This is a genomic window from Acinetobacter sp. AC1-2 (genome assembly GCF_016124155.1).
GTDB classification, from domain to species: Bacteria; Pseudomonadota; Gammaproteobacteria; order Pseudomonadales; family Moraxellaceae; genus Acinetobacter; species Acinetobacter calcoaceticus.
In genome coordinates, this window is the sequence record NZ_JABFFO010000003.1 from 264,337 (window position 1) to 285,114 (window position 20,778).

The 20,778-nt window shown below is 39.7% G+C and carries 20 protein-coding genes and 1 pseudogene; 11 read left to right on the top strand and 10 right to left on the bottom strand.

What is annotated here, in order from left to right; genetic code table 11:
* Nucleotides 1-36 precede the first annotated feature (36 nt).
* Nucleotides 37-1,149: an acyltransferase family protein gene (locus tag HL290_RS13170; protein WP_198496703.1), complete on the top strand. Its 1,113-nt coding sequence runs from the start codon at nucleotides 37-39 to the stop codon at nucleotides 1,147-1,149.
* A gap of 33 nt (nucleotides 1,150-1,182) precedes the next feature.
* Here the strand turns inward: HL290_RS13170 and zigA are convergent, their stop codons facing one another.
* From zigA to HL290_RS13185, 3 genes are all read right to left on the bottom strand, one after another.
* Nucleotides 1,183-2,412: a zinc metallochaperone GTPase ZigA gene (gene zigA, locus HL290_RS13175; protein ID WP_198496704.1), complete on the bottom strand. Its 1,230-nt coding sequence runs from the start codon at nucleotides 2,410-2,412 to the stop codon at nucleotides 1,183-1,185.
* Nucleotides 2,413-2,589: 177 nt separating this feature from the next.
* Complete coding sequence (locus tag HL290_RS13180) at nucleotides 2,590-3,273, bottom strand: YcbK family protein (protein ID WP_198496705.1); 684 nt, start codon at nucleotides 3,271-3,273, stop codon at nucleotides 2,590-2,592.
* A gap of 158 nt (nucleotides 3,274-3,431) precedes the next feature.
* Nucleotides 3,432-4,820 carry an amino acid permease gene (locus HL290_RS13185; protein WP_017391098.1) on the bottom strand — a complete coding sequence of 463 codons (1,389 nt, stop codon included), beginning with the start codon at nucleotides 4,818-4,820 and terminating at the stop codon, nucleotides 3,432-3,434.
* Nucleotides 4,821-5,177: 357 nt separating this feature from the next.
* Between HL290_RS13185 and fahA the strand changes: the two genes are divergently transcribed.
* The 4 genes from fahA to HL290_RS13205 all read left to right on the top strand — a co-directional run bounded on the left by fahA (nucleotide 5,178) and on the right by HL290_RS13205 (nucleotide 8,742).
* Nucleotides 5,178-6,485 carry a fumarylacetoacetase gene (gene fahA / locus HL290_RS13190; protein WP_198496706.1) on the top strand — a complete coding sequence of 436 codons (1,308 nt, stop codon included), beginning with the start codon at nucleotides 5,178-5,180 and terminating at the stop codon, nucleotides 6,483-6,485.
* The gene (gene maiA, locus HL290_RS13195) at nucleotides 6,472-7,104 is read left to right on the top strand and encodes a maleylacetoacetate isomerase (RefSeq protein ID WP_005044391.1); all 633 of its coding nucleotides are present in this window, start codon (nucleotides 6,472-6,474) and stop codon (nucleotides 7,102-7,104) included. Before fahA ends, maiA begins: the two co-directional genes overlap by 14 nt.
* A 17-nt stretch (nucleotides 7,105-7,121) precedes the next feature.
* A complete protein-coding gene (locus tag HL290_RS13200; RefSeq protein WP_016139785.1) occupies nucleotides 7,122-7,670 on the top strand; it encodes a VOC family protein in 549 nt (182 codons plus the stop codon).
* A 292-nt stretch (nucleotides 7,671-7,962) separates the two neighbouring features.
* Nucleotides 7,963-8,742 (top strand): IclR family transcriptional regulator, encoded by a 780-nt coding sequence (locus HL290_RS13205; protein ID WP_045433967.1) that lies wholly within the window; start codon nucleotides 7,963-7,965, stop codon nucleotides 8,740-8,742.
* Between the two features lie 66 nt (nucleotides 8,743-8,808).
* On the opposite strand, the gene hppD is transcribed toward HL290_RS13205, so the two are convergent.
* The gene (gene hppD, locus HL290_RS13210) at nucleotides 8,809-9,864 is read right to left on the bottom strand and encodes a 4-hydroxyphenylpyruvate dioxygenase (protein WP_005037867.1); all 1,056 of its coding nucleotides are present in this window, start codon (nucleotides 9,862-9,864) and stop codon (nucleotides 8,809-8,811) included.
* A gap of 527 nt (nucleotides 9,865-10,391) precedes the next feature.
* Here hppD and HL290_RS13215 point away from each other — a divergent pair.
* The gene (locus tag HL290_RS13215; RefSeq protein WP_198496707.1) at nucleotides 10,392-10,862 is read left to right on the top strand and encodes a DUF523 domain-containing protein; all 471 of its coding nucleotides are present in this window, start codon (nucleotides 10,392-10,394) and stop codon (nucleotides 10,860-10,862) included.
* Between the two features lie 20 nt (nucleotides 10,863-10,882).
* Here the strand turns inward: HL290_RS13215 and HL290_RS13220 are convergent, their stop codons facing one another.
* From HL290_RS13220 to pncA, 3 genes are all read right to left on the bottom strand, one after another.
* Nucleotides 10,883-12,226: an MATE family efflux transporter gene (locus tag HL290_RS13220; RefSeq protein ID WP_198496708.1), complete on the bottom strand. Its 1,344-nt coding sequence runs from the start codon at nucleotides 12,224-12,226 to the stop codon at nucleotides 10,883-10,885.
* A 175-nt stretch (nucleotides 12,227-12,401) separates the two neighbouring features.
* Nucleotides 12,402-13,340 carry a bile acid:sodium symporter family protein gene (locus HL290_RS13225; protein ID WP_045433988.1) on the bottom strand — a complete coding sequence of 313 codons (939 nt, stop codon included), beginning with the start codon at nucleotides 13,338-13,340 and terminating at the stop codon, nucleotides 12,402-12,404.
* A 52-nt stretch (nucleotides 13,341-13,392) separates the two neighbouring features.
* A complete protein-coding gene (gene pncA, locus HL290_RS13230) occupies nucleotides 13,393-14,025 on the bottom strand; it encodes a bifunctional nicotinamidase/pyrazinamidase (protein WP_198496709.1) in 633 nt (210 codons plus the stop codon).
* Between the two features lie 329 nt (nucleotides 14,026-14,354).
* On the opposite strand from pncA, the gene dapA reads away from it, so the two are divergent.
* The 4 genes from dapA to HL290_RS13250 all read left to right on the top strand — a co-directional run bounded on the left by dapA (nucleotide 14,355) and on the right by HL290_RS13250 (nucleotide 17,019).
* Nucleotides 14,355-15,248 carry a 4-hydroxy-tetrahydrodipicolinate synthase gene (gene dapA / locus HL290_RS13235; protein WP_005037855.1) on the top strand — a complete coding sequence of 298 codons (894 nt, stop codon included), beginning with the start codon at nucleotides 14,355-14,357 and terminating at the stop codon, nucleotides 15,246-15,248.
* Between the two features lie 15 nt (nucleotides 15,249-15,263).
* Nucleotides 15,264-15,869: a lipoprotein-34 precursor (NlpB) gene (locus HL290_RS13240; RefSeq protein ID WP_198496737.1), complete on the top strand. Its 606-nt coding sequence runs from the start codon at nucleotides 15,264-15,266 to the stop codon at nucleotides 15,867-15,869.
* A gap of 36 nt (nucleotides 15,870-15,905) precedes the next feature.
* Nucleotides 15,906-16,625: a phosphoribosylaminoimidazolesuccinocarboxamide synthase gene (gene purC / locus HL290_RS13245; protein ID WP_004790203.1), complete on the top strand. Its 720-nt coding sequence runs from the start codon at nucleotides 15,906-15,908 to the stop codon at nucleotides 16,623-16,625.
* Between the two features lie 190 nt (nucleotides 16,626-16,815).
* Nucleotides 16,816-17,019, top strand: coding sequence for a hypothetical protein (locus HL290_RS13250; protein ID WP_005037849.1), 204 nt, complete (start codon nucleotides 16,816-16,818; stop codon nucleotides 17,017-17,019).
* Here the strand turns inward: HL290_RS13250 and HL290_RS18685 are convergent.
* Nucleotides 16,945-17,130, bottom strand: a pseudogene (locus HL290_RS18685) (hypothetical protein); the annotation flags it as partial. The gene HL290_RS13250 and the pseudogene HL290_RS18685 overlap by 75 nt on opposite strands.
* A gap of 193 nt (nucleotides 17,131-17,323) precedes the next feature.
* Between HL290_RS18685 and HL290_RS13255 the strand changes: the two are divergent.
* Nucleotides 17,324-18,175, top strand: a complete 852-nt coding sequence (locus HL290_RS13255; RefSeq protein ID WP_056481961.1) for a formate/nitrite transporter family protein — start codon at nucleotides 17,324-17,326, stop codon at nucleotides 18,173-18,175.
* A 27-nt stretch (nucleotides 18,176-18,202) separates the two neighbouring features.
* On the opposite strand, the gene HL290_RS13260 is transcribed toward HL290_RS13255, so the two are convergent.
* Together HL290_RS13260 and HL290_RS13265 are read right to left on the bottom strand one after the other, a co-directional pair.
* Nucleotides 18,203-19,468 carry a replication-associated recombination protein A gene (locus HL290_RS13260; RefSeq protein ID WP_003654262.1) on the bottom strand — a complete coding sequence of 422 codons (1,266 nt, stop codon included), beginning with the start codon at nucleotides 19,466-19,468 and terminating at the stop codon, nucleotides 18,203-18,205.
* Between the two features lie 105 nt (nucleotides 19,469-19,573).
* Complete coding sequence (locus HL290_RS13265) at nucleotides 19,574-20,746, bottom strand: PQQ-dependent sugar dehydrogenase (protein ID WP_198496710.1); 1,173 nt, start codon at nucleotides 20,744-20,746, stop codon at nucleotides 19,574-19,576.
* Nucleotides 20,747-20,778 lie beyond the last annotated feature (32 nt).

A 20,778-nucleotide genomic window follows, 5' to 3' on the forward strand; every position in this document is an offset into this window, starting at 1 on the left:
GCCACACAGTATATTAATAAACTGGAAGCACATCGAATGCGTAATTATAAAATAGATATTCTTCGAGGAATCTCTATCCTTTTGGTTCTTTTACACCATTTTAATATTCCCTATAAACTTAAAGATACATGGTTAGGTTTTAATTTTTTAGGTGAAGCATTTAGCACTTTAATCGCAAGAAACGGAAATTATGGTGTTACCATGTTTTTTGTGATTTCGGGTTTTTTAATTACCCATCACACCTTAAAAAGAGATAAACAATTTTCCGCAATCAACCTCAAGCATTTTTATATCCGACGAGCAGCCCGCATTTTACCGTGTCTGGGTTTACTCATTTTAGGCGTAAGTTTACTTGGGTCATTTGACTTAAAACCCTTTGTAAACCAAGCTCCCAATGGCATTGAGGTCTCATATCCATTAACCATTTTTGCAGCTTTAACCTTCTGGATGAATATCCTGATTATCAAATTTGGTTGGGTAAACTACGCTTTGGGCGTGTTGTGGTCACTCTCTGTAGAAGAAGTTTTCTACTTTGTGTTTCCATTATTGTGCCTACTCACGCGTAGTAATAAGGTATTTATTGCCGTACTGATTGGAGTAATTTTATACGGACCTTATTTTAGATCTCTACATTTTGGAGAAGAAAGCGGTGCCTATTTATATCATTATTTTTCAAGTTTTGATGGTATAGCCATTGGCTGTTTAACTGCCATTTTCTCTCATAAATATCAGCCAGATTGGGCCTATAAAAAACCTCTTTCTTGGTTGATTATTTTGAGTATGACAACCCTTTATTTATATGCTCCCATTAAAGAAGTTAGTACTTGGGGTATTAGCTTATTTGCTTTTGCCACAGGCATACTCATTTTGTGTTTTCAGCATCCTGCGGGAACGCAAGCACATAGTCTGTTTAAAAAAGTTATGGTCTGGTTGGGACAACGAAGTTATGAAACTTATTTGTTTCATCTGGTTGTACTGGGTCTTATGAAAGTTGTTTTTATTCCAGCTCAAACTGACTCTAGCATCAAAATTATGCTTTTAATTGCCTATCTCATTGTGACATTCATCATTAGCGCAGTAATTGAAAAATATTATTCGACACCGCTTAACAGCTACATTCGAAAGATTTTCATTAAAGACAAATCATAAAAATAAGCCCCTTTAAAATAGGGGCTTATTTAATTAAGCGATCAACATAGTTTCATCATCTTGCTTAAAAGGGTTAGACCAGCTCTGCCAAGCTTGTGGCCCTAAAGCCATTTCTTCATCACTTAATAAACAACGGTCTAAGCGTTCTATTAAGGCTTGCTCATCCATTTGCATACCAATTAAAACCAACTCCTGACGTGCATCGCCTGTTTGAGCATCCCAAACCTTTTTAATTTGCTCAATGCTGTCTAAGTCACTCGGCCAGTCTTCTTCTGCAACAGCGGCCCACCAATAACCTGCTAAGCCGTGCCTTGCCATTGCGCCCGCTTGCGACCATGAATAAGCCAATGTCGGTTCGGCAGCCAACCAGAAAAAGCCTTTGGAACGGACGACTCCCGGCCATTCAGCCTGTACCAAATCATAAAAACGCTCTGGATGGAATGGTCGACGCGCGCGGTAAACAAAGCTACTGATTCCATACTCTTCAGTCTCTGGCGTATGTTCGCCACGCAATTCTTTTAACCATCCCGGTGCTTGTGCAGCTTCATCAAAATCGAATAACTGTGTATTTAAAATTTTATCTAAACCAATCTTGCCAAATTGAGCAATTTCAATTCGGGCACGTGGGTTTAATGTCTTTAGAATTGCGGTGAGCTGCTCTTGCTGAGCTTGGTCAATCAGGTCAATTTTATTCAGCACAATCACATCACAAAACTCGATCTGATCAATAAGCAAGTCGACTACGGTTCTCTCATCTTGTTCGCCTAGTGACTCTCCACGTTGCTGTAGTGAGTCCAGAGAACTGTAATCTTTAAGGAAGTTAAAAGCATCGACTACAGTGACCATGGTGTCGAGTCGAGCAAATTCATTTAAAGAATTTCCATTTTCGTCTTCAAAAGTAAAGGTTTCTGCAACAGGCAATGGTTCTGAAATGCCTGTTGACTCAATCACCAATTGGTCAAATCGCCCTTCATCGGCTAAACGTCTCACCTCAACCAATAAATCTTCTCGTAGCGTACAGCAGATACAGCCATTACTCATTTCAACCAGCTTTTCATCTGTTCTTGAAAGCTCCGCCCCACCTTCGCGTACTAATGCCGCATCAATATTCACCTCAGACATATCATTCACAATCACGGCAATACGGCGACCTTCACGATTATTTAAAATATGATTAAGTAACGTGGTCTTTCCTGCCCCCAAAAAACCAGATAAAACAGTGACAGGAAGTTTGGCAAATGAGTTGGCGATTGCAGTTCGCATGGCTTGTTCTCTTTGAATAATATTTAAAACTAATCATGACTAACCATTAAAATATGGTCAGATGGCAGGTGTTTCTACTCTAAACCACATTAATGTTATGTTATAACATAACCATTAGGCAAGTTTTTTATCTCTCCTTCCTTTACACCAGTAAATTAGTCTTTGAAAAAATTACTTTTAAAAGCCCTGACACATTGACGTTTTATAGTGGTGATCAGGCCCCCACGCTCTAAAACCTTGGCTATCAATATGAATTTGTCCCGAGGCATACACCCCCAATCCCATCTTGAGTGCTTGTCCTTTGGTTGCCCAGAACTGACAAATTTTGGTTTTGCTTTGTTGAATATTGAACTGGTCTAAGTCACTAGGCTGTTCTGGCCCAATTCGAAAATCCACCGCTGCATTAAAGACATGCCGAGAAGCATCCGCACCACCAGCACAGCGGTTTAGAGATAAAGCTCGATAAACCGATGTCACTTCAAAATCGTTTATTACCCCATCGTCAACCAATGCTTTTAAAATGCTAAGCGTCGGAACGATGTTGGACCAAATTTCTCTTGGTGGCACCGCATACGGTTCAACTCCACATTTTTGCCAATCGCGAGCCGAGCGTAATAACTCATGGTCTGGAACTAAATTGGCAAGCCCTTTTTGCTTAAGAAATTGCTTATAAGCTTGTACAGACTGTCCGTGATCTGCGGTTGCGATCCAAGCCACATAATCTTCGGGTTGCTGCTTTATTCTGACCACTGTTTTAGAAGGCTGAGGCAAAGAGTGAGAATGCTTAGAATCTGTTGGCTTGGGTGTCTGGGTACTACACGCTGTGAGAGATAATAAAAATAAACCTAAATAACGCTTCATAAATATGCTCTATCTTCACCAATAATGGGAAAGATGCTCATCATTAAATTCAAGAAATGTTATATTATAACAATAATAAAATCTTTTACTTTCTGTTGCTAAATTTTAAAAATAAAAAAAGGACGTATGAGATACGTCCTTTTATGGTTGAATCAATCTTACAAATCAGCTTCAAGTGCAGGCACAGGTTGCTCTGCTTTCAGCTTACGACGTTTAAATTGATAAGCCACCATTAAACATAGAATCCAACCAGGAATCATCATGACTGCAATACGCATGTCTGGTGTTAAAGACATTACAACTAAAATGCCCAACATAAACACGATGCAAAGATAGTTGCTAAATGGATACATAAAGCTTGGGAACTTTGTAGTTTGACCTTGGCTTTGCGTGTATTTACGGAATTTTAAATGTGTCCATGAAATCACAACCCAGTTAATTACAATGGCTGCTACAACCAACATCATGAGCAAACCAAATGCTTTTTCAGGGAAAATGTAATTTAACAGCACACATAAAATAGTCACCGCAGCAGAAAGAATCACTGCATTGGTTGGAATACCGCGTTTATTAATATGTGCAAATGCTTTTGGTGCATTACCTTGTTGTGCAAGGCCCAATAGCATACGGCTACTGCAATAACTCGTACCGTTATAAACTGAAACCGCAGCGGTCAAAATCACAAAGTTAAGCAACGTTGCAATGCCTTGGCTATCTAAAGAAGCAAAGACCATCACAAATGGACTACCGCCTTCAGCCATCTGATTCCACGGGAATAGCGAGAATAAAACAAAAAGTGTCGCAATATAGAAAATCAAAATACGGTAGATAATTTGATTCACAGCTTTAGGTAAGGTTTTGTCCGGATCACGTGCTTCAGCCGCAGTAATACCAAAAAGCTCGATACCACCAAAAGCAAAAATAATGACCGCCATTGCCATCACTAAGCCTTCAACACCAAATGGGAAAAAGCCACCGAGTGCCCAAAGGTTGCTGATACTGGCTTGCGGACCAGCTGTACCAGTTGCTAGTAAATATGAGCCAAAACCAATCATTGCCAGAATTGCCAAGATTTTGACAATAGAAAACCAGAATTCCATTTCGCCAAAAAACTTAACATGCAGCAAATTAATGCCGTTGATTAAGACAAAGAAGGTTAAAGCAGATGCCCACGTTGGAATTTGCGGCCACCAATATTGAATATAAAGACCAATTGCGCTTAGTTCTGCCATACAAACGAGGACATTCAGTACCCAGTAATTCCATCCAGACATGAACCCAGCAAATGGTCCCCAGTATTTGTAGGCAAAATGGCTAAAAGACCCACTTACTGGCTCTTCAACTACCATCTCACCAAGCTGACGCATCATTAAAAAAGCAATAAATCCTGCAATTGCATAGCCAAGGATGACCGATGGACCTGCTAATTTAATCGATTGTGATATACCAAGAAAAAGCCCTGTGCCAATCGCCCCACCCAATGCAATAAGTTGGATGTGCCGATTACTCAAACCGTGTTTCAGGTTTCCTTGCTCTTGTGCTGACATATGATTATTCTCATCCTTGTCACGTAATTTTTTTCCAATAAATTACGTATATCATAAATTAATCAAACTTTCATAGAGATTCATGAAAAAATAATTGCGTGACTTTTCTCATGACCGCGAATGAAAACAGAAAATACAAGAAATGACAATTATTATGAAATGTGTAATTAAATTATGTATTGCGTAATTTGGTGAATTCAGTATTATAGAGACATGAAGCAATTGGTTGTGCTCGGTCTATATCAAACTCATAAGACAAAAGATGCTCTCAGCAAAGGTTAAAAACTTATCGAGTAGCTCAGTCCTAGACCGAACTTTTATTTGAATAAGACCCGAGATAAAGACAAGGACGCGAAAATGGAACAAAACCTAAATTCTTTTATTGAAGTTTCACCTCAATCAGATTTCACTATTCATAATTTGCCTTATGGTATTTTTAGCAGAACTGCCGAAAGCGAACGCCAAGTCGGGGTAGCTATTGGTGATTGGATCATTGATCTCGCTGCTCTTGAAAAGCATGGTCTTTTACAACTTTCAAGCCACGACACCTACTTTAATCAACCGACCCTGAATAAATTTATTGAGTCTGGCAAAGCAAACTGGTCAAAAGTGCGTAAGACACTACAGTCTCTTCTCTCGGCTGATAATTTAACGCTTCAACAAAATGAAGCATTACGTCAGGAAGTATTGGTTAAACAAGACAGCGTTACTTTGCATTTACCAATTCAAGTACCTGGTTACACCGATTTCTATTCTTCTAAAGAACATGCGACCAATGTGGGTTGTATGTTCCGCGACCCAAAAAATGCTTTACTGCCAAACTGGACCGAATTACCTGTCGGTTATAACGGCCGTGCTAGCTCTGTTGTAGTCAGTGGCACTCACGTCGTACGCCCATCTGGTCAAATTAAACTTCCAAATGAAGAGCGCCCAGTTTTTTCTGCAACGCGTAAACTCGATTTTGAACTTGAAACAGCATTTATTGTGGGTAAACCAACGCAGCTCGGTCAGCCTATCGCTATTGAAGATGCTTGGGATCATATCTTTGGAATGGTATTGCTCAATGACTGGTCAGCACGCGATATCCAGCAATGGGAATATGTTCCACTCGGCCCTTTTAACGCTAAAACTTTTGCCAGTGCCATCTCACCTTGGGTGGTGACGCTTGAAGCACTTGAACCATTTAAAGTTGAAGGCCCAAAACAAGACCCGAAGCCAATGGGCTATTTACAAGAAAATATCGCCAACAGTTACGACATTAATTTGAGTGTTGAAATTCAAACGCCGAAATCGACACAAACTGACGTGATCTGTAAAACCAATTTTAAATATATTTATTGGTCTATGTCTCAACAGCTCACCCACCATACCATTGCTGGTTGTAATGTTCAGGTTGGTGACTTAATGGGTTCAGGAACGATTTCAGGTTCTACACCAGATTCGTATGGCAGTTTGCTTGAGCTTACATGGAACACCACCAAGCCGTTAACACTTGCCAATGGTGAAACTCGTGGTTTCTTACAAGACGGCGATACGCTCATCATGAAAGGCCACTGTGAGAAAAATGGAATCCGTGTCGGCTTTGGTGAAGTGAAAAATACAGTTCTTCCTGCATTAACTTTCAATTTTGCAGAAACTTCGGAGCCTGACTATGAAGCTGTATAGTTACTTTCGTAGCTCTGCAGCCTATAGAGTACGGATTGGTCTAAACATTAAAGGTTTAGCTTATGAGACTGTTCCGGTACATCTAGTAAAAAACGAACAGCAAAGCGAAGACTATTTAAAGTTAAACCCTAGTGCTCTGGTCCCGACTTTAATTGACGGTGATTTAACCTTGTCACAATCGTTAAGTATTTTGGAATATCTGGATGAACAATATCCAGAAACCAAATTACTCCCAAGAGATGTGCAAGAACGTGCCAAAGTCCGTGCTTTTGCACAAGCTATTGCCTGTGATATGCACCCCTTAAATAACCTGCGGATTCTGAAATATTTAAAAAATGAGTTAAATGTTTCAGATGAGCAAAAAAATTACTGGTATCAACACTGGATTCTTGAAGGTTTTCAAAATCTGGAACAGCAATTACAAAATTCGAATGGCCAATTTTGCTTTGGACACGAAGCAACAATTGCCGATTGCTGTCTGATTCCACAGGTTTACAACGCGAAACGCTTCAAGATTGATTTATCTGCGTTTCCAAAAATTGAATCGATTTATCACCATTGTTTGTCTATCCCAGCCTTCTATAACGCGGCGCCAGAACAACAACCAGATTGGGAATAGTAAAAAGGAGTTTTAATATGACATTTGCCATTAAAAAAATACATCACGTTGCATATCGTTGTAAGGATGCAAAAGAAACTGTTGAGTGGTATAAAAAAATGCTCAACATGGACTTCATTTTAGCTTTTGCTGAAGACCATGTGCCTTCAACTAAAGCTTTTGACCCATATATGCATTTATTCTTAGATGCAGGTCAAGGTAACGTTTTGGCATTTTTTGAATTGCCGACTCAACCAGAAATGGGCCGAGACGAAAATACGCCTCAATGGGTACAGCATATTGCTTTTGAAGTCGAAGATGTAAATGCGCTGATGGCTGCGAAGCAACATTTAGAAGAAAATGGTGTGAAAGTTTTGGGCGTAACCAATCATGGTATTTTCCACTCAATTTATTTCTTTGACCCAAATGGCCACCGTTTAGAACTTACCTATAACGATGTGCGCGCTGAAGAAAAAATTGCAAAAATTACTGAAGAAATGAAAGCAGAAATGCTTGAGGAATGGAGCAAAACTAAACGCGCTCCTCACCACACACATTTCTTGCATGAAGAAGAGTTAGGAACCTAATTTTAAAAGATCGATCTAAAAAGTCGGCATTGATTAGAATTGTTAAAAACAGCTCTATATCAATGCCGATTTATATTATTTAAAACTGCTAAATTTCTAGAAAATCGCGCTATAAATGAGAGCATGGTGATTTTAGAAAATTGTTGATTATTAAACATGCCAATTTCGCTAATAGAAAAAGGTGATTTCTATTTCGCACTAGGCTCAGGCATGATGTAAATCGCAGCAATTTCAATTTATGTTTTGATCATCACTGTTTAACAACTGAAGTAACTTTATTAAGGGTATTTAAATGATTGAAGAAAAAGTATCTGGGGGGGTTCAATCACTTGAAGTCGGTTTATCTGTACTAAATGCCCTTTTAGAGCACAATCAACCTATTATTCTCAAAGACCTGTCTAGCAAGCTAGAAATGCATCCTGCGAAGGTACACCGCTATCTCGTTAGTCTTATTCGCATGGAATATGCAAAACAGCTTGATGATGGGCAATATGCTTTAGGTGATCAGGCATGGCGCTTAGGTCTAAACTGTGTTCAACACAGCGACACACTACAGCTGGTACAGCATTTAATTTACGACCTACAAAACAAAATTGGTTGCGGCATACAAATCAGTAAATGGTCACCGAAAGGCCCTGTAGTTGTTCAATCGATTGAATCTAACCACCCTATTTCGATTGTCACTAAAGTCGGTTCGATCATGCCTTTAGTTAATTCTGCTGCTGGACGTTTATTTGCATCTTACCTTCCTGAGCATTTTGTTCGTCCATTAATGGAAGCAGAATGGCAAAAGCATCAAGAACTTGGTCTTAATATTGCACCACAAAACTGGCAAGCGTTTACAGAGCTTAAAGAAACGATTCGCCAACAAGAAATGTCGGCAGCAAAAGGTGATTTACTAACAGGAATTAATGCAGTGGGTTTACCTGTGTTTAACTCAAATCAAAGCATTGAATTTTGTATTGTCGCACTGGATAGCGAAATGTTTTTACCAGTCGACCCTCACAGTAAAACGATTGAAATCTTAAAAAGTGAAGTGAAGCTCATCAATCAATATATTAAAAGTCGCTAATTAACCGCCATAAAAAAACCAAGAGATCAAACTCTTGGTTTTTTTAGATCAGAAACAAAGCTCAGCTTATTTAGTTTCTAGAACACCACGGCGAATCTGGTCACGTTCAATTGACTCAAATAATGCCTTGAAGTTACCTTCACCAAAGCCATCATCATCTTTACGTTGAATAAATTCAAAGAAGACTGGACCAATCATGTTTTCAGAGAAAATTTGCAATAACAGTTTCTTCTGACCATCTTTAGTGTTGCCATCTAGCAAAATACCACGTTGTTTTAACTCGTCAGTCGGCTCACCATGCTCAGGTAAACGTTCTGGTAGCATTTCATAATATGTATTTGGTGGCGGTGTCATAAATTTCAGACCAAGGCCTTTTAACTTATCCCAAGTCGAAATTAAGTCATCACAAATAAACGCGATATGTTGAATACCTTCGCCATTAAAGTCAGACAAGAATTCAGCAATTTGGCCGTTTCCTTTGTCCGAATCTTCGTTTAATGGAATACGGATCATGCCGTCTGGCGCTGTTAATGCTTTAGACGTTAAGCCTGTATATTCGCCTTTAATATCAAAGTAACGAATTTCTTGGAAGTTAAAGATTTTTTCATAGAAGTTTGCCCAATACTCCATACGGCCTTTGTAGACGTTATGAGTTAAATGGTCAATTTCGTTTAAGCCTGCACCTACTGGATGTCTTTGGGCATCATCAAAGAAAACAAAGTCGTTTTCATAAATATCGCGGTCAACTAAAAAGATTGGCATGCCACCAATACCTTTAATTGCCGGAATGTTAAGCTCCATTGGCCCAACTTTTGAATACATCGGTTCAGCACCAAGCTCTACTGCTTTCTGGAAAGCTTTTGCTGCATCACGTGTTTTAAAGCCCATCGCACAAGCAGATGGACCATGTTCATTAAAGAAGAATGAAGCATAAGATTCTGGCTGATAATTCAGGATAATATTGATATTTCCTTGACGCCATAAGTACGCTTCTTTCGATTTATGCTTGGCTACTTTTGAAAAGCCGATTGTTTCAAAAACTGGATCTAATTCATTTTCTTTTGAAACAAACTCAATAAATGCAAAACCGCATAATTCTAATGGGTTCTCTAAAATATCCATCTAGTTTCCCTCTGGTGATTACCTGTTCCGTTTATCTCTATTGCTGATCAATTCAGCTCCTTTCTCTATAGAATACGTATTTATTGGGTAGGTCTTTGAACCGTCAAAATGCCTTAACCCAACGCATCCTATGAGAAAAAAACGAATCACTAAAACGAAGATATGATGAGCGTGAAGCTTTTGATGATTAATTCCCGTTCCATTTGGTGTTTATTTTCCATATACACTGTCCTTTCTTATCTAAAAGTACGATTGAGATTTTTCACTAAACCCTTAAAAATCGTCTTTTCCTAAAATCATTTATAGATTTATGGAGACCAACATCCTTGTTGGATCTCCAATGGCCATTTACCTTAAAACAGATGCTACTAAAAACAATTAAATTATGCAATACATAACTTAATTATGAATTGCATAATTTTGGCAATCTTTTAATTTGTCTGTTTTTAAAATGAATTGTCATATTCCATATTCTGTTTATGATTCTTAATCTTCAAAAATCTCACCTGCTTTGGGTTTGGAAAACTATGCTTCTAGTCAGCGCATGTTTAATTGGCGAACCTGTTCGTTATGACGGTAAATCTTGCCTAAATATTTTACTTAAGCAGCTGTTAATCAATAAAAAAGCTCATGCTCTTTGTCCAGAGTTATTAGGCGGTTTTACCACTCCGCGCTTACCCGCAGAAATTGTGGGAGGAACAGGTCAAGATGTGCTTGATGGCAAAGCAAAAATTACCGATTCATCTGGTTTAGATGTAACAGATTTATATTTAAAAGGTGCTTACCGCACTCTAGAAATTGCACAGCACATAAAAGCAAGCTGTGTCGTCTTAAAAGAAAATAGCCCTTCTTGTGGTAGTCAAAAAATTTATAACGGCACTTTTCAAGGAGAGAAAATTACGGGAGTTGGGATTACCACAGCGCTTTTACAGCGCCATGGTTTTGAGGTGATTTCTGAAAACGAGATTGAAGATTGGTTAGCAGAACATCCGCTTTAAGGTTGTGTTGATCTACTCAATCAAAATCCTCTTAATTGTTTTCTAAAATGGAAACAGATGGCACTCAATAGGCAAGCCACTAAATAACTTATAGCTGCCATCCACCAAAAACCATAAACTCCCATCGCAGAAATCGAGATATTCTGCCAATGCAGTCCTTTATAGGCCATCCACCAACCACCGCCTAATCCGAAACATAACACCACGACCAAGAAAATTAGCATCGGTAAAATCGACACATCCCAACAGCGTAACAAAGAGGCCAGTAACGCCATTAAGCCATCTAGAAAATGAAACATACAGACAATCAACAACAAGGATGCAGCCAAAATCTGTACGGCCAAATCATCTGAATATAACGTAACAATTAAGTCCCGCTCTAACCATAAGCACAGGGACAGACTGCCACTCACCGCCATAATCACCCATATACTTTGTGTGGCAATTTTATCTGCTTCTTCCATGTTCCCGCTGCCCATAGATCGCGATACCAAAATGCTATAAGCCGAGGCAATTGATGAAGGGATAATAAACATGAATCCGCTGGTGCTTGCGACAATTTGATGGGCTGCTGACACCATGCTTCCAAAAGGCAAAATCAGAATAGCAACCGAACAAAATGCAACGACATCCATCAACGCTAAGATCGCGGTCGGTATCCCTATTTTTAAAATCATCCGCAGACTCTGTCGGCTATCTTCAACCGAACGTTCGGGATGCTCAATAAAGATGTAGCTTTTCTCTAGAAAAAATAAGTAATAAACAGCCAACATAAACCACCGTACAATGAGAGTGGCTAACAAAGCCCCTATCGCACCAAGTGGCGGAATTGAAAATAAAGCGACACCATAAATTAAAAGATAGGACAAAATAATTTTAAGAATGAAGAAAATGCTATCTGATAGTAAAACCTTATGCGCATTTTCAGTGACCTGAGACAAAGCGGTAAATAAACGCATCAGTAAATGCGCAGGTAAAATAAATACCAAAGCCCAAATACAGTTTTTAGTAATTGAAATGACATGTTCAGATGCACCAAACAATTTTGGTAAATCACGGAACAAATAAAGCAAGCCAATACTAATCAATGCTGAACATAACATCAGCCAGATGCCTTGAATAAAAATCTGACGAATGCGTGGTATGTTGTGGCAACCATAAGCTTCCGAGAGCTTGAGGATCACACCTTGCAGAATACCCATACCAATGACATAAATCACTGTATATAGAGATAAGGTCACCGATAATGCAGCTACATGGTCATTACTAAAATGCCCTACATAAGCAATATCAATCAATCCACTTAAAACTAGAATTAAATTGCTTGAGAGCATGGGAATAAATAATTTAAAAATCTGATTCATCTAGGAAATACCTTATTTTTCTTTGCGATTTATACTCATATTCACGTTATTTTTAGTGCATCAATCCAAAGCAAAAGACATACCAGTTCTAAATTTAACTCCAATAAAATTGTTTTAAATGAAAAGGCCAAACTATCCGTTTGGCCTTCTTTTCTAATTCATGTTTTTTCTACAGTTATTCTTGTTTGTGTTTACTCGCCCAATAAGTCGCAAGTGCCGGCCCAGAAATATTGTGCCAAAGGCTGAAAATCGCACTTGGTACTGCTGTAATCGGGGAAGCCGCAAAATGTACCGCTGCAAGAGCAACACCTAAGCCTGAGTTTTGCATTCCCACCTCAACAGCAATTGCTTTGCTATCGGCATAAGGTAATTTAAAGAATCGTGCTGCTGCAAAACCTAATAAATATCCAAGCCCATTATGTAAGATCACTACGGCTAAAATGAGTAAACCCGACTGTAGAATAGCCGCTTTGCTCCCACCAATAATGGCTGCCACAATGGCCACAATTGCAATCACTGAAACTAAAGGCATGACTTGAATATAGGACTCGACCTGACGTTTTAGCCATGTTCTTAAAATCAGACCAACTACAATAGGAAGCAGTACCACCTGCAAAATTGAAACGAACATAGAAGCTGCATCAATTTTTAGCCACTGACTAGCAAGCAGATAGAAAATTGCTGGAGTTAAAATAGGCGCTAAAAGTGTTGAAACTGAAGTACAGGCCACCGATAAAGCCACATTGCCTTTAGCCATATAGGTAATCACGTTTGAAGCCGTTCCACCGGGGCAACACCCCACCAAAATGACTCCAACCGCGATTTCAGGGGGTAGTTGAAATAATTTACATAAGACAAATGCTAAACCTGGCATGACCACAAACTGTGCCACTACCCCAATCAACACCGCTTTAGGACTTTGTAGCACACCTTTAAAGTCGTCTACGGTCATGGTCATTCCCATGCCAAGCATAATAATGCCCAGAATCCATGGAATATAAGCTTTCAGCCAGACAAAAAATTCAGGCTGCCATAGCGCTAATGCTGCAAAAACAATCACCCATAAGGCAAAAGTTTTTTGAATAAATTGGGTAAAGCGCAGTAATGCTGACATACTTTCGTTCCCTAAAAATTAAAATACTAGAGCAATAGACTTAGCGCTCACTCTACAGATCCGTAGACTGAATACGGACAACCCCTTGTTGCTGCATGGTTTGCCATGCCTGTTCTAACGAACCATTTAAATCAATACCTTTACAAGCATCTTCAACCACTAAAGTTTTAAAACCTTGTTTGATTGCATCTAAAGCAGTCCATGCCACACAAAAGTCGGTCGCAATTCCAACCACATACACCGTATCAATACCACGCTCTTTTAAGTAACCCGTTAAACCAGTCATTGTGGACTGATCTGCTTCCATAAAAGCCGAGTAGCTATCAATATGAGCATGAAAGCCTTTTCGAATAATGAGTTGAGCTTTCGGAATATTTAAATCAGGATGGAAATCGGCATCTTTGGTGCCTTGTACGCAATGCTTAGGCCAAAGCACCTGCGGTCCATAGGCAAGTTCAATGGTTTCAAATGGCTGCTTGCCCGAATGATTTTGTGCAAAAGATATATGATTATCTGGGTGCCAATCTTGCGTCAGAACAACATTTTCAAAACAATCAGCAAGTTGGTTAATCGTTGGAATAATTGTGTCGGCGTCAGCAACTGCTAAATTTCCACCCGGTGTAAAACCATTTTGTACATCAACTACGATTAAAGCCGCATTTTGTGGTTGTTTATTCATTTTCATGTCATCTTCAATCCCAACAGGGAAAATTGCATTCTATCTTGCCATAAAAAAAGCCGATATTAAGTAAGGCTCAGTTGAATCAAGCTGTATTGTTATATTTACGAACCCTTCTCACCCCTGCAATACGAATACATCCTATCTTTTCCTCAAGTTTACATAGCGATTATCCGTTAGGCGTATTGTTCTTATGCGTCTGATCAGTCATAATTTGCATAATTGTCATTCAACAATCTGTTATTGTTAGAACTGGACAATCAAAATACTGCAACCATCCCACATTTTGTTTTTCTTACCTCAGATTCGGATGGATAAATAGGATATTTTTAAAAATGACTCAGCAAGCACAGACCATTCAAGGCTCAATCGTCGCAATCGTCACACCAATGTTGAAAGATGGTGGTGTAGATTGGAAGGGTCTTGAGAAGCTGGTTGAGTGGCACATAGAACAAGGTACAAACAGTATTGTAGCCGTCGGTACTACCGGCGAAGCCTCAACATTGAGCATGGAAGAGCACACACAGGTTATTAAAGAAATTATTCGTGTAGCCAATAAACGTATTCCAATTATTGCCGGTACTGGTGCAAACTCAACCCGTGAAGCAATCGAATTAACTAAAGCTGCTAAAGATCTTGGCGCAGATGCAGCCTTACTTGTTACGCCATATTATAATAAGCCAACTCAAGAAGGCCTCTACCAACACTATAAAGCGATTGCTGAAGCCGTAGAATTACCACTTATTCTTTATAACGTACCTGGCCGTACGGGTGTAGATCTTGCAAACGACACAGCTGTACGTTTAGCAGAGATCCCTAATATTGTCGGTATTAAAGACGCAACAGGTGACGTACCTCGTGGTAAAGCTTTAATTGACGCTTTAGACGGCAAGATGGCTGTGTACTCAGGTGACGACGAAACTGCATGGGAACTTATGCTTCTTGGTGCAGACGGCAATATCTCTGTTACAGCAAATGTTGCACCTAAAGCCATGAGCGAAGTATGTGCTGTTGCGATTGCCAAAGATGAACAACAAGCGAAGACGATTAACAATAAGATTGCAAATTTACACAATATTCTATTTTGCGAATCAAACCCAATTCCTGTGAAATGGGCACTACATGAGATGGGACTGATTGATACTGGTATTCGTTTACCACTCACTCCTCTCGCTGAGCAATATCGCGAACCTCTCCGCAATGCCCTAAACGATGCGGGAATTATTTAATAAGAGCAATTTATGATGCAATTACGTCTTGGTTTAGTCCTTGCAGTTTCAGCCTTGAGTTTAGCTGGTTGTGGTCGCTTCGCAATTAATAATCACTCTTTAGATTATAAAAATGCCAAGCAACTTGCCCCGCTTGAGTATCCTGCCGATGCAACTGTACGACCAGTGACACCTTTGTATCCTGCACCAACTGTTGACCAGCTCGCTATCGAGCACGCGCCAAAGTTTGAAAACCAGCGTGGTAACCGTTTTGCATTGCCACGTCCTGAACAAACACAGGATGGCAATGCAACAGCAGATGCATCTGCTCAAACGACGACTGCACTTGGACGTCCTCAGCTTGTGACCGACGGTAATAAAAACCCATTGTTAAAAGTTGATGGGAACACAACCGAGATCTGGCAATACGCCAAAGCAACGTTAAGCACTTTAAATTATAACATCATCGCCCAAGGCAGCAATCAGGCGACGATTAAAGTAAATGACAATACTTATGTGCTTAAACTGACAGGTGTTGGTTCAAGTCATACTCTTGCTCTATTTAATGTAGACAACACTTTTGCAAGCCCAGATGTGGCTGCTGAAGTGTTAAACCAGATTTACCAAAATTGGCCAGCCTAGTCGTTTACTAGGCATTTTTTTTAAAAAGGTTCCCTCATGTTAAAACAAACCTTGCTCTATACTGGTAAAGCAAAATCTGTATATGAAACAGACAATGCCGACCATCTGATTTTAGTCTTTCGTGATGATGCCTCTGCGTTCAACGGCGAAAAAATCGAACAGCTAGATCGTAAAGGCAAGGTGAACAACCTTTTTAACGCCTTCATCATGGAAAAACTTGCTGCTGCGGGTATTGAAACGCATTTTGAAAAATTGCTTTCTCCAACTGAAGTGCTTGTTAAAAAACTTCAAATGATTCCTGTTGAATGCGTAATTCGTAACTACGCAGCTGGTTCTCTATGCCGTCGTTTAGGTGTAGAAGAAGGTAAAGAGTTAACTCCTCCTACATTTGAATTGTTCTATAAAGACGACGGTCTAGGCGACCCAATGGTTAACGAATCTCAAGCAATTGCTTTAGGTTGGGCGACTGCTGAACAATTAGAGCAAATGAAAGTGTTAACTTACCAAGTAAACGATGTATTAAAAGCATTATTTGCTGAAGGCAACATGATTTTGGTGGACTTCAAGCTTGAATTCGGTGTTTTCCATGACCGTATCGTGCTTGGCGATGAGTTCTCTCCAGACGGTTGCCGTCTATGGGATAAAGACTCTAAGAAGAAACTCGACAAAGACCGTTTCCGTCAAGGTTTAGGCGGTGTTGTTGAAGCTTATGAAGAAGTTGCTGCTCGTTTAGGCGTAGATTTATCTGCTCTCTAATCGTTCAAACTTCATGAAAAACCGGGTCTTAGCCCGGTTTTTTTACATTAGGTACTTTAGAAAATAAATAATATAGACAGATTTGTCTATTAAAATAAATTAGCACTTGCACAAACCTAAATTTAAACACTAAAATCTAAAAAAACATTAAGCACTTCACAATAATTAAATTTAAAACCAGGGTAGACCTATGGAAATATCTAAGCTTGAAAAGAGATTAATGAATCATCCAATCCATTTTGGTGAAAATCCTTTGGTATTATTAACGAACTTTAGCAGCTCAGCCTTAAAACAAGGCTGGACTCAGGCAGAAGTTGAATCAGTAATTTCCAAGGCTTCTCAAGGCGATTATATGGCGCTTATTCGCACCTTGAGAGCCTACACCTTTAGCTAGTATGGCTGCATAATTTGTTGCAAGCGCCCATTCCACCTCATGCTTATTTCTTGCAGACTCATAGCTTCCCTTTAATTCAGGCGGCAAATCGTCTTGTAGCACAAAGTGCTCTCAATCTTCCTTTGCATCTGGGCTGATTGCTCTTGTTCATGCATTATTTTTGCTTCTTTGCTACGCCGCATCATTCGATTTATAAAAAGACACACAAAGCTGTTAGGAATAGACTGGATTTATCCTGAACACTGCCTTAACAATAAATAAAAATTAGAAATATAAAATATTTATTCAGTGAGGAGTAAACCTGATGGATCATAAAATAGAGGAAGAAAAAGTCGATCAAACCTTAAGCTGGCGAGAAAAAATAGCGGTTGAAGAACATGAGAAGCTGTCACCCCGTCTGGTCTATGAAATTATCCGTCGTGATGGTGCCGAGGAACTAGATCGTCCGACAGCTGCGCTGATCTTTTCAGGGATTGCGGCAGGTTTGGTCATCAGTTTTTCATTTGTATTTAAAGCGATTATTGCTTCTTATCTCCCGACTGATGCGATCTGGACCGATTTAATCACCAATATCGGTTATACCATTGGGTTCCTGATCGCAATTTTGGGTCACATGCAGCTCTTTACCGAGAATACCATCACCACAGTTGTACCTTTATTTAAACCTTTTACCTTCGATAAATTACGAGCAGTAGGCCGCTTATGGGGGATTGTGATTCTATGCAATGTGATTGGAACAGGTTTAGCGAGTTTATTTTTCCTAACTACTCACCTGTTTACTCCCGGTATTGACCAAGCACTCGATGAGCTAGCCCATCATGTTGCTTCCTTTACTGCGACCCAGAATATGCTTAAAGGTATTATGTCAGGGCTGTTAATTGCAGCATTGGTCTGGATGTTGCCTTCAGTCAGCAATAAGTTCCTGCTCATCTTTTTCATGACTTACCTGATAGGACTAGGTGACTTTACCCATGTAGTAGTTGGCTCTACCGAAATGTCCTATCTCGTCTGGCAAGGAGAGGCTTCCATTAATGAATATCTGTTTACTTTTCTAGTCCCAACCACCATTGGCAATATTATTGGTGGTACAGGCGTGTTCACGCTACTGATTTATGGTCAGGTGACTGAAGAGCTGGAACAGCATGATCATCGTTAGGTGCAACTTGATAAAACGAATAGGTTATTACTGTTCTTGCTGCCATCTACGTTGTTGCAAGCGCTCACCTTCAACTTCACGCTTGTTTCTCGCAGACTCGTAGAGTTTGGTTCCCTTTAACTCAGGCGGCAAATAGTCTTGCAGCACAAAGTGCTCTGGGTAATCGTGAGGATAGAGATAATTAATTCCATAACCCTGTTGCTTCATGAGCTTGGTTGGTGCATTTCTTAAATGTAAAGGCACAGGTAAATTTGCAGTCTTATCAGCAAGTTCCAAGGCCTTATTAATCGCTAAATAGGTACTATTACTTTTTGCACTTGTCGCTAAATAAACCGCCGTTTGGCCCAGAATAATTCGAGCCTCAGGCATACCTACCGCTTGTACTGAACGAAAGCACTCACCAGCAAGTAATAATGCATTTGGGTTAGAATTTCCAATGTCTTCCGAGGCTGCAATCAACATACGTCTAGCAATAAAAACTGGATCTTCGCCGCCTTTGAGCATACGTGCCATCCAATACAGGGTTGCATCTGGATCACTGCCCCGAATCGATTTAATGAAGGCAGAAACTAAATCGTAATGCTGTTCCCCAGATTTGTCATAACGTGCAATATTTTGCTGCGCTACTTTCACCACAACCGCATTAGTAATGGTATTTTCAATCTCTGGTTCAAATGTACTGGCAATCAGGTCAAGTAAATTAAGCGCTTTACGGGCATCACCAGCAGCGAATTGAATGAGAGCATCATATTCTTCAATATGAATATAGCGTTCTTTTAAAAATTTATCGGCTTGAAGTGCATTATTAATGAGAGTCTGGATCGCTTCACTATCTAGACTGTTTAAGGTATAAACCTGACAGCGTGATAAAAGCGCACTATTCACCTCAAAAGACGGGTTTTCGGTGGTTGCTCCAACTAAGGTAATTTTACCTTTTTCAACTGCACCCAATAAAGCATCTTGCTGCGATTTATTAAAACGATGAATTTCATCAATAAAAACCACAGGTGTCAGTAAATCACCACTTTCTGCAATGACTTCACGTAATTCTTTTACACCCGTATTCAGCGCAGATAAGCTCACAAATGGTCGGTCTATCGCCTGAGCCAACAGCAAAGCAATTGTGGTTTTACCAACTCCCGGCGGTCCCCAAAAAATAATAGAAGGTAAATGACCCTGATCAATCATTTGACGCAGTGGTGCATTCTCACCTAATAAATGATCTTGCCCAATAATTTCAGACAAGTCTCTCGGGCGTAGGCGTTCGGGAAGTGGAATATGGGTGTCTGACATTTCAAATAGCTTTATCGTCTTTTATCTATAGTCTATTGTGTCTCACAGAAATCTACAATTTGAATCTATGAGACACGGCCTTTATTTACAGGCGGTTTTATCGCCTTAAGATGCTTTCTTACTCAACCTAAGTAAGCGTGCCTTTGGACCATCTTCAATGACCCAAATTGAACCGTCTTGTGCTTCATGCAAACCACGAATACGTTGCTTCATATCTAGTCTTTGCACTTCTTTCAAAGGTTTATGCTGTAAATCCACAACAATAATCGCTTCGGAAGATAAGCCTCCAATTAAAGCCTTATTTTGCCATGCCGGAAATTGCTGACCGCGATAAATAATCAAACTCGACGGAGAGATTACAGGAGTCCAGTCAATTTCAGGTGCTTTAAATTCTGGACGAGTATGATGATCTGGAATAGGTTGGCCCGAATAATGGTCTCCATTTGAAACGATTGGATAACCATAATTTTCACCTTTTGTGATGATATTAAGCTCATCACCACCTTTCGGGCCCATTTCAACGACCCATAGTTGACCTTGAGGGTCAAACGCCATTCCTAACGGATTACGGTGTCCAAGCGACCATATTTCAGCTGTTACCCCGCCTTGCTGATAAAAAGGGTTACCTGTGGCCGCTGAGCCATCATCATTTAAACGCAAGATTTTACCCAAGTTACTTTTCATGTTTTGAGCAGGGTCAAACTTTTGTCGTTCACCTGAACTCACCCAAAGTTTCCCATCTGCCCCAAAAACCATGCGATGTCCGTAATGGCCTTGACCTGAAACTTTGGGTACTTGCTGCCAGATCTGCTTCACATCTGTAAGTTTAGGTTGATTAGGGTTGGACAAATCTAATTTCGCTCTTGAAATGGCTGCACCATACCCACCTTGCCCTTTTGTTGCATAGCTCAGATAAATCCAGTGGTTCTTCGCAAAGTTGGGATGTAAAACTACATCACCCAAACCACCTTGTCCGCCATAACTCACTGGAGGTACTCCTGAAACATCCAGCATTTGCTTATTTTTAGGATTATAAATTTTTAATTTACCTTGGCGCTCCGTCACTAATAAACGCTGATCTGGCAAACTTGTTATTGCCCAAGGTTCATCAAAATATGCAACAGTTTCAAACTGATAAGATTGTTTGACTGAATTGGACTGTTCTGTTTTAGCAGAGGTGTTTTGTTCAAGATTTTTTGAATTGGTATTATTAGAACCACAAGCCATTAACAAAAAAAAGCTACTACATAATAAGGGGGCTGCTAGTCGTCTCATCATTTTTATCTCCTTTTGTTTTTATTGTTATATAA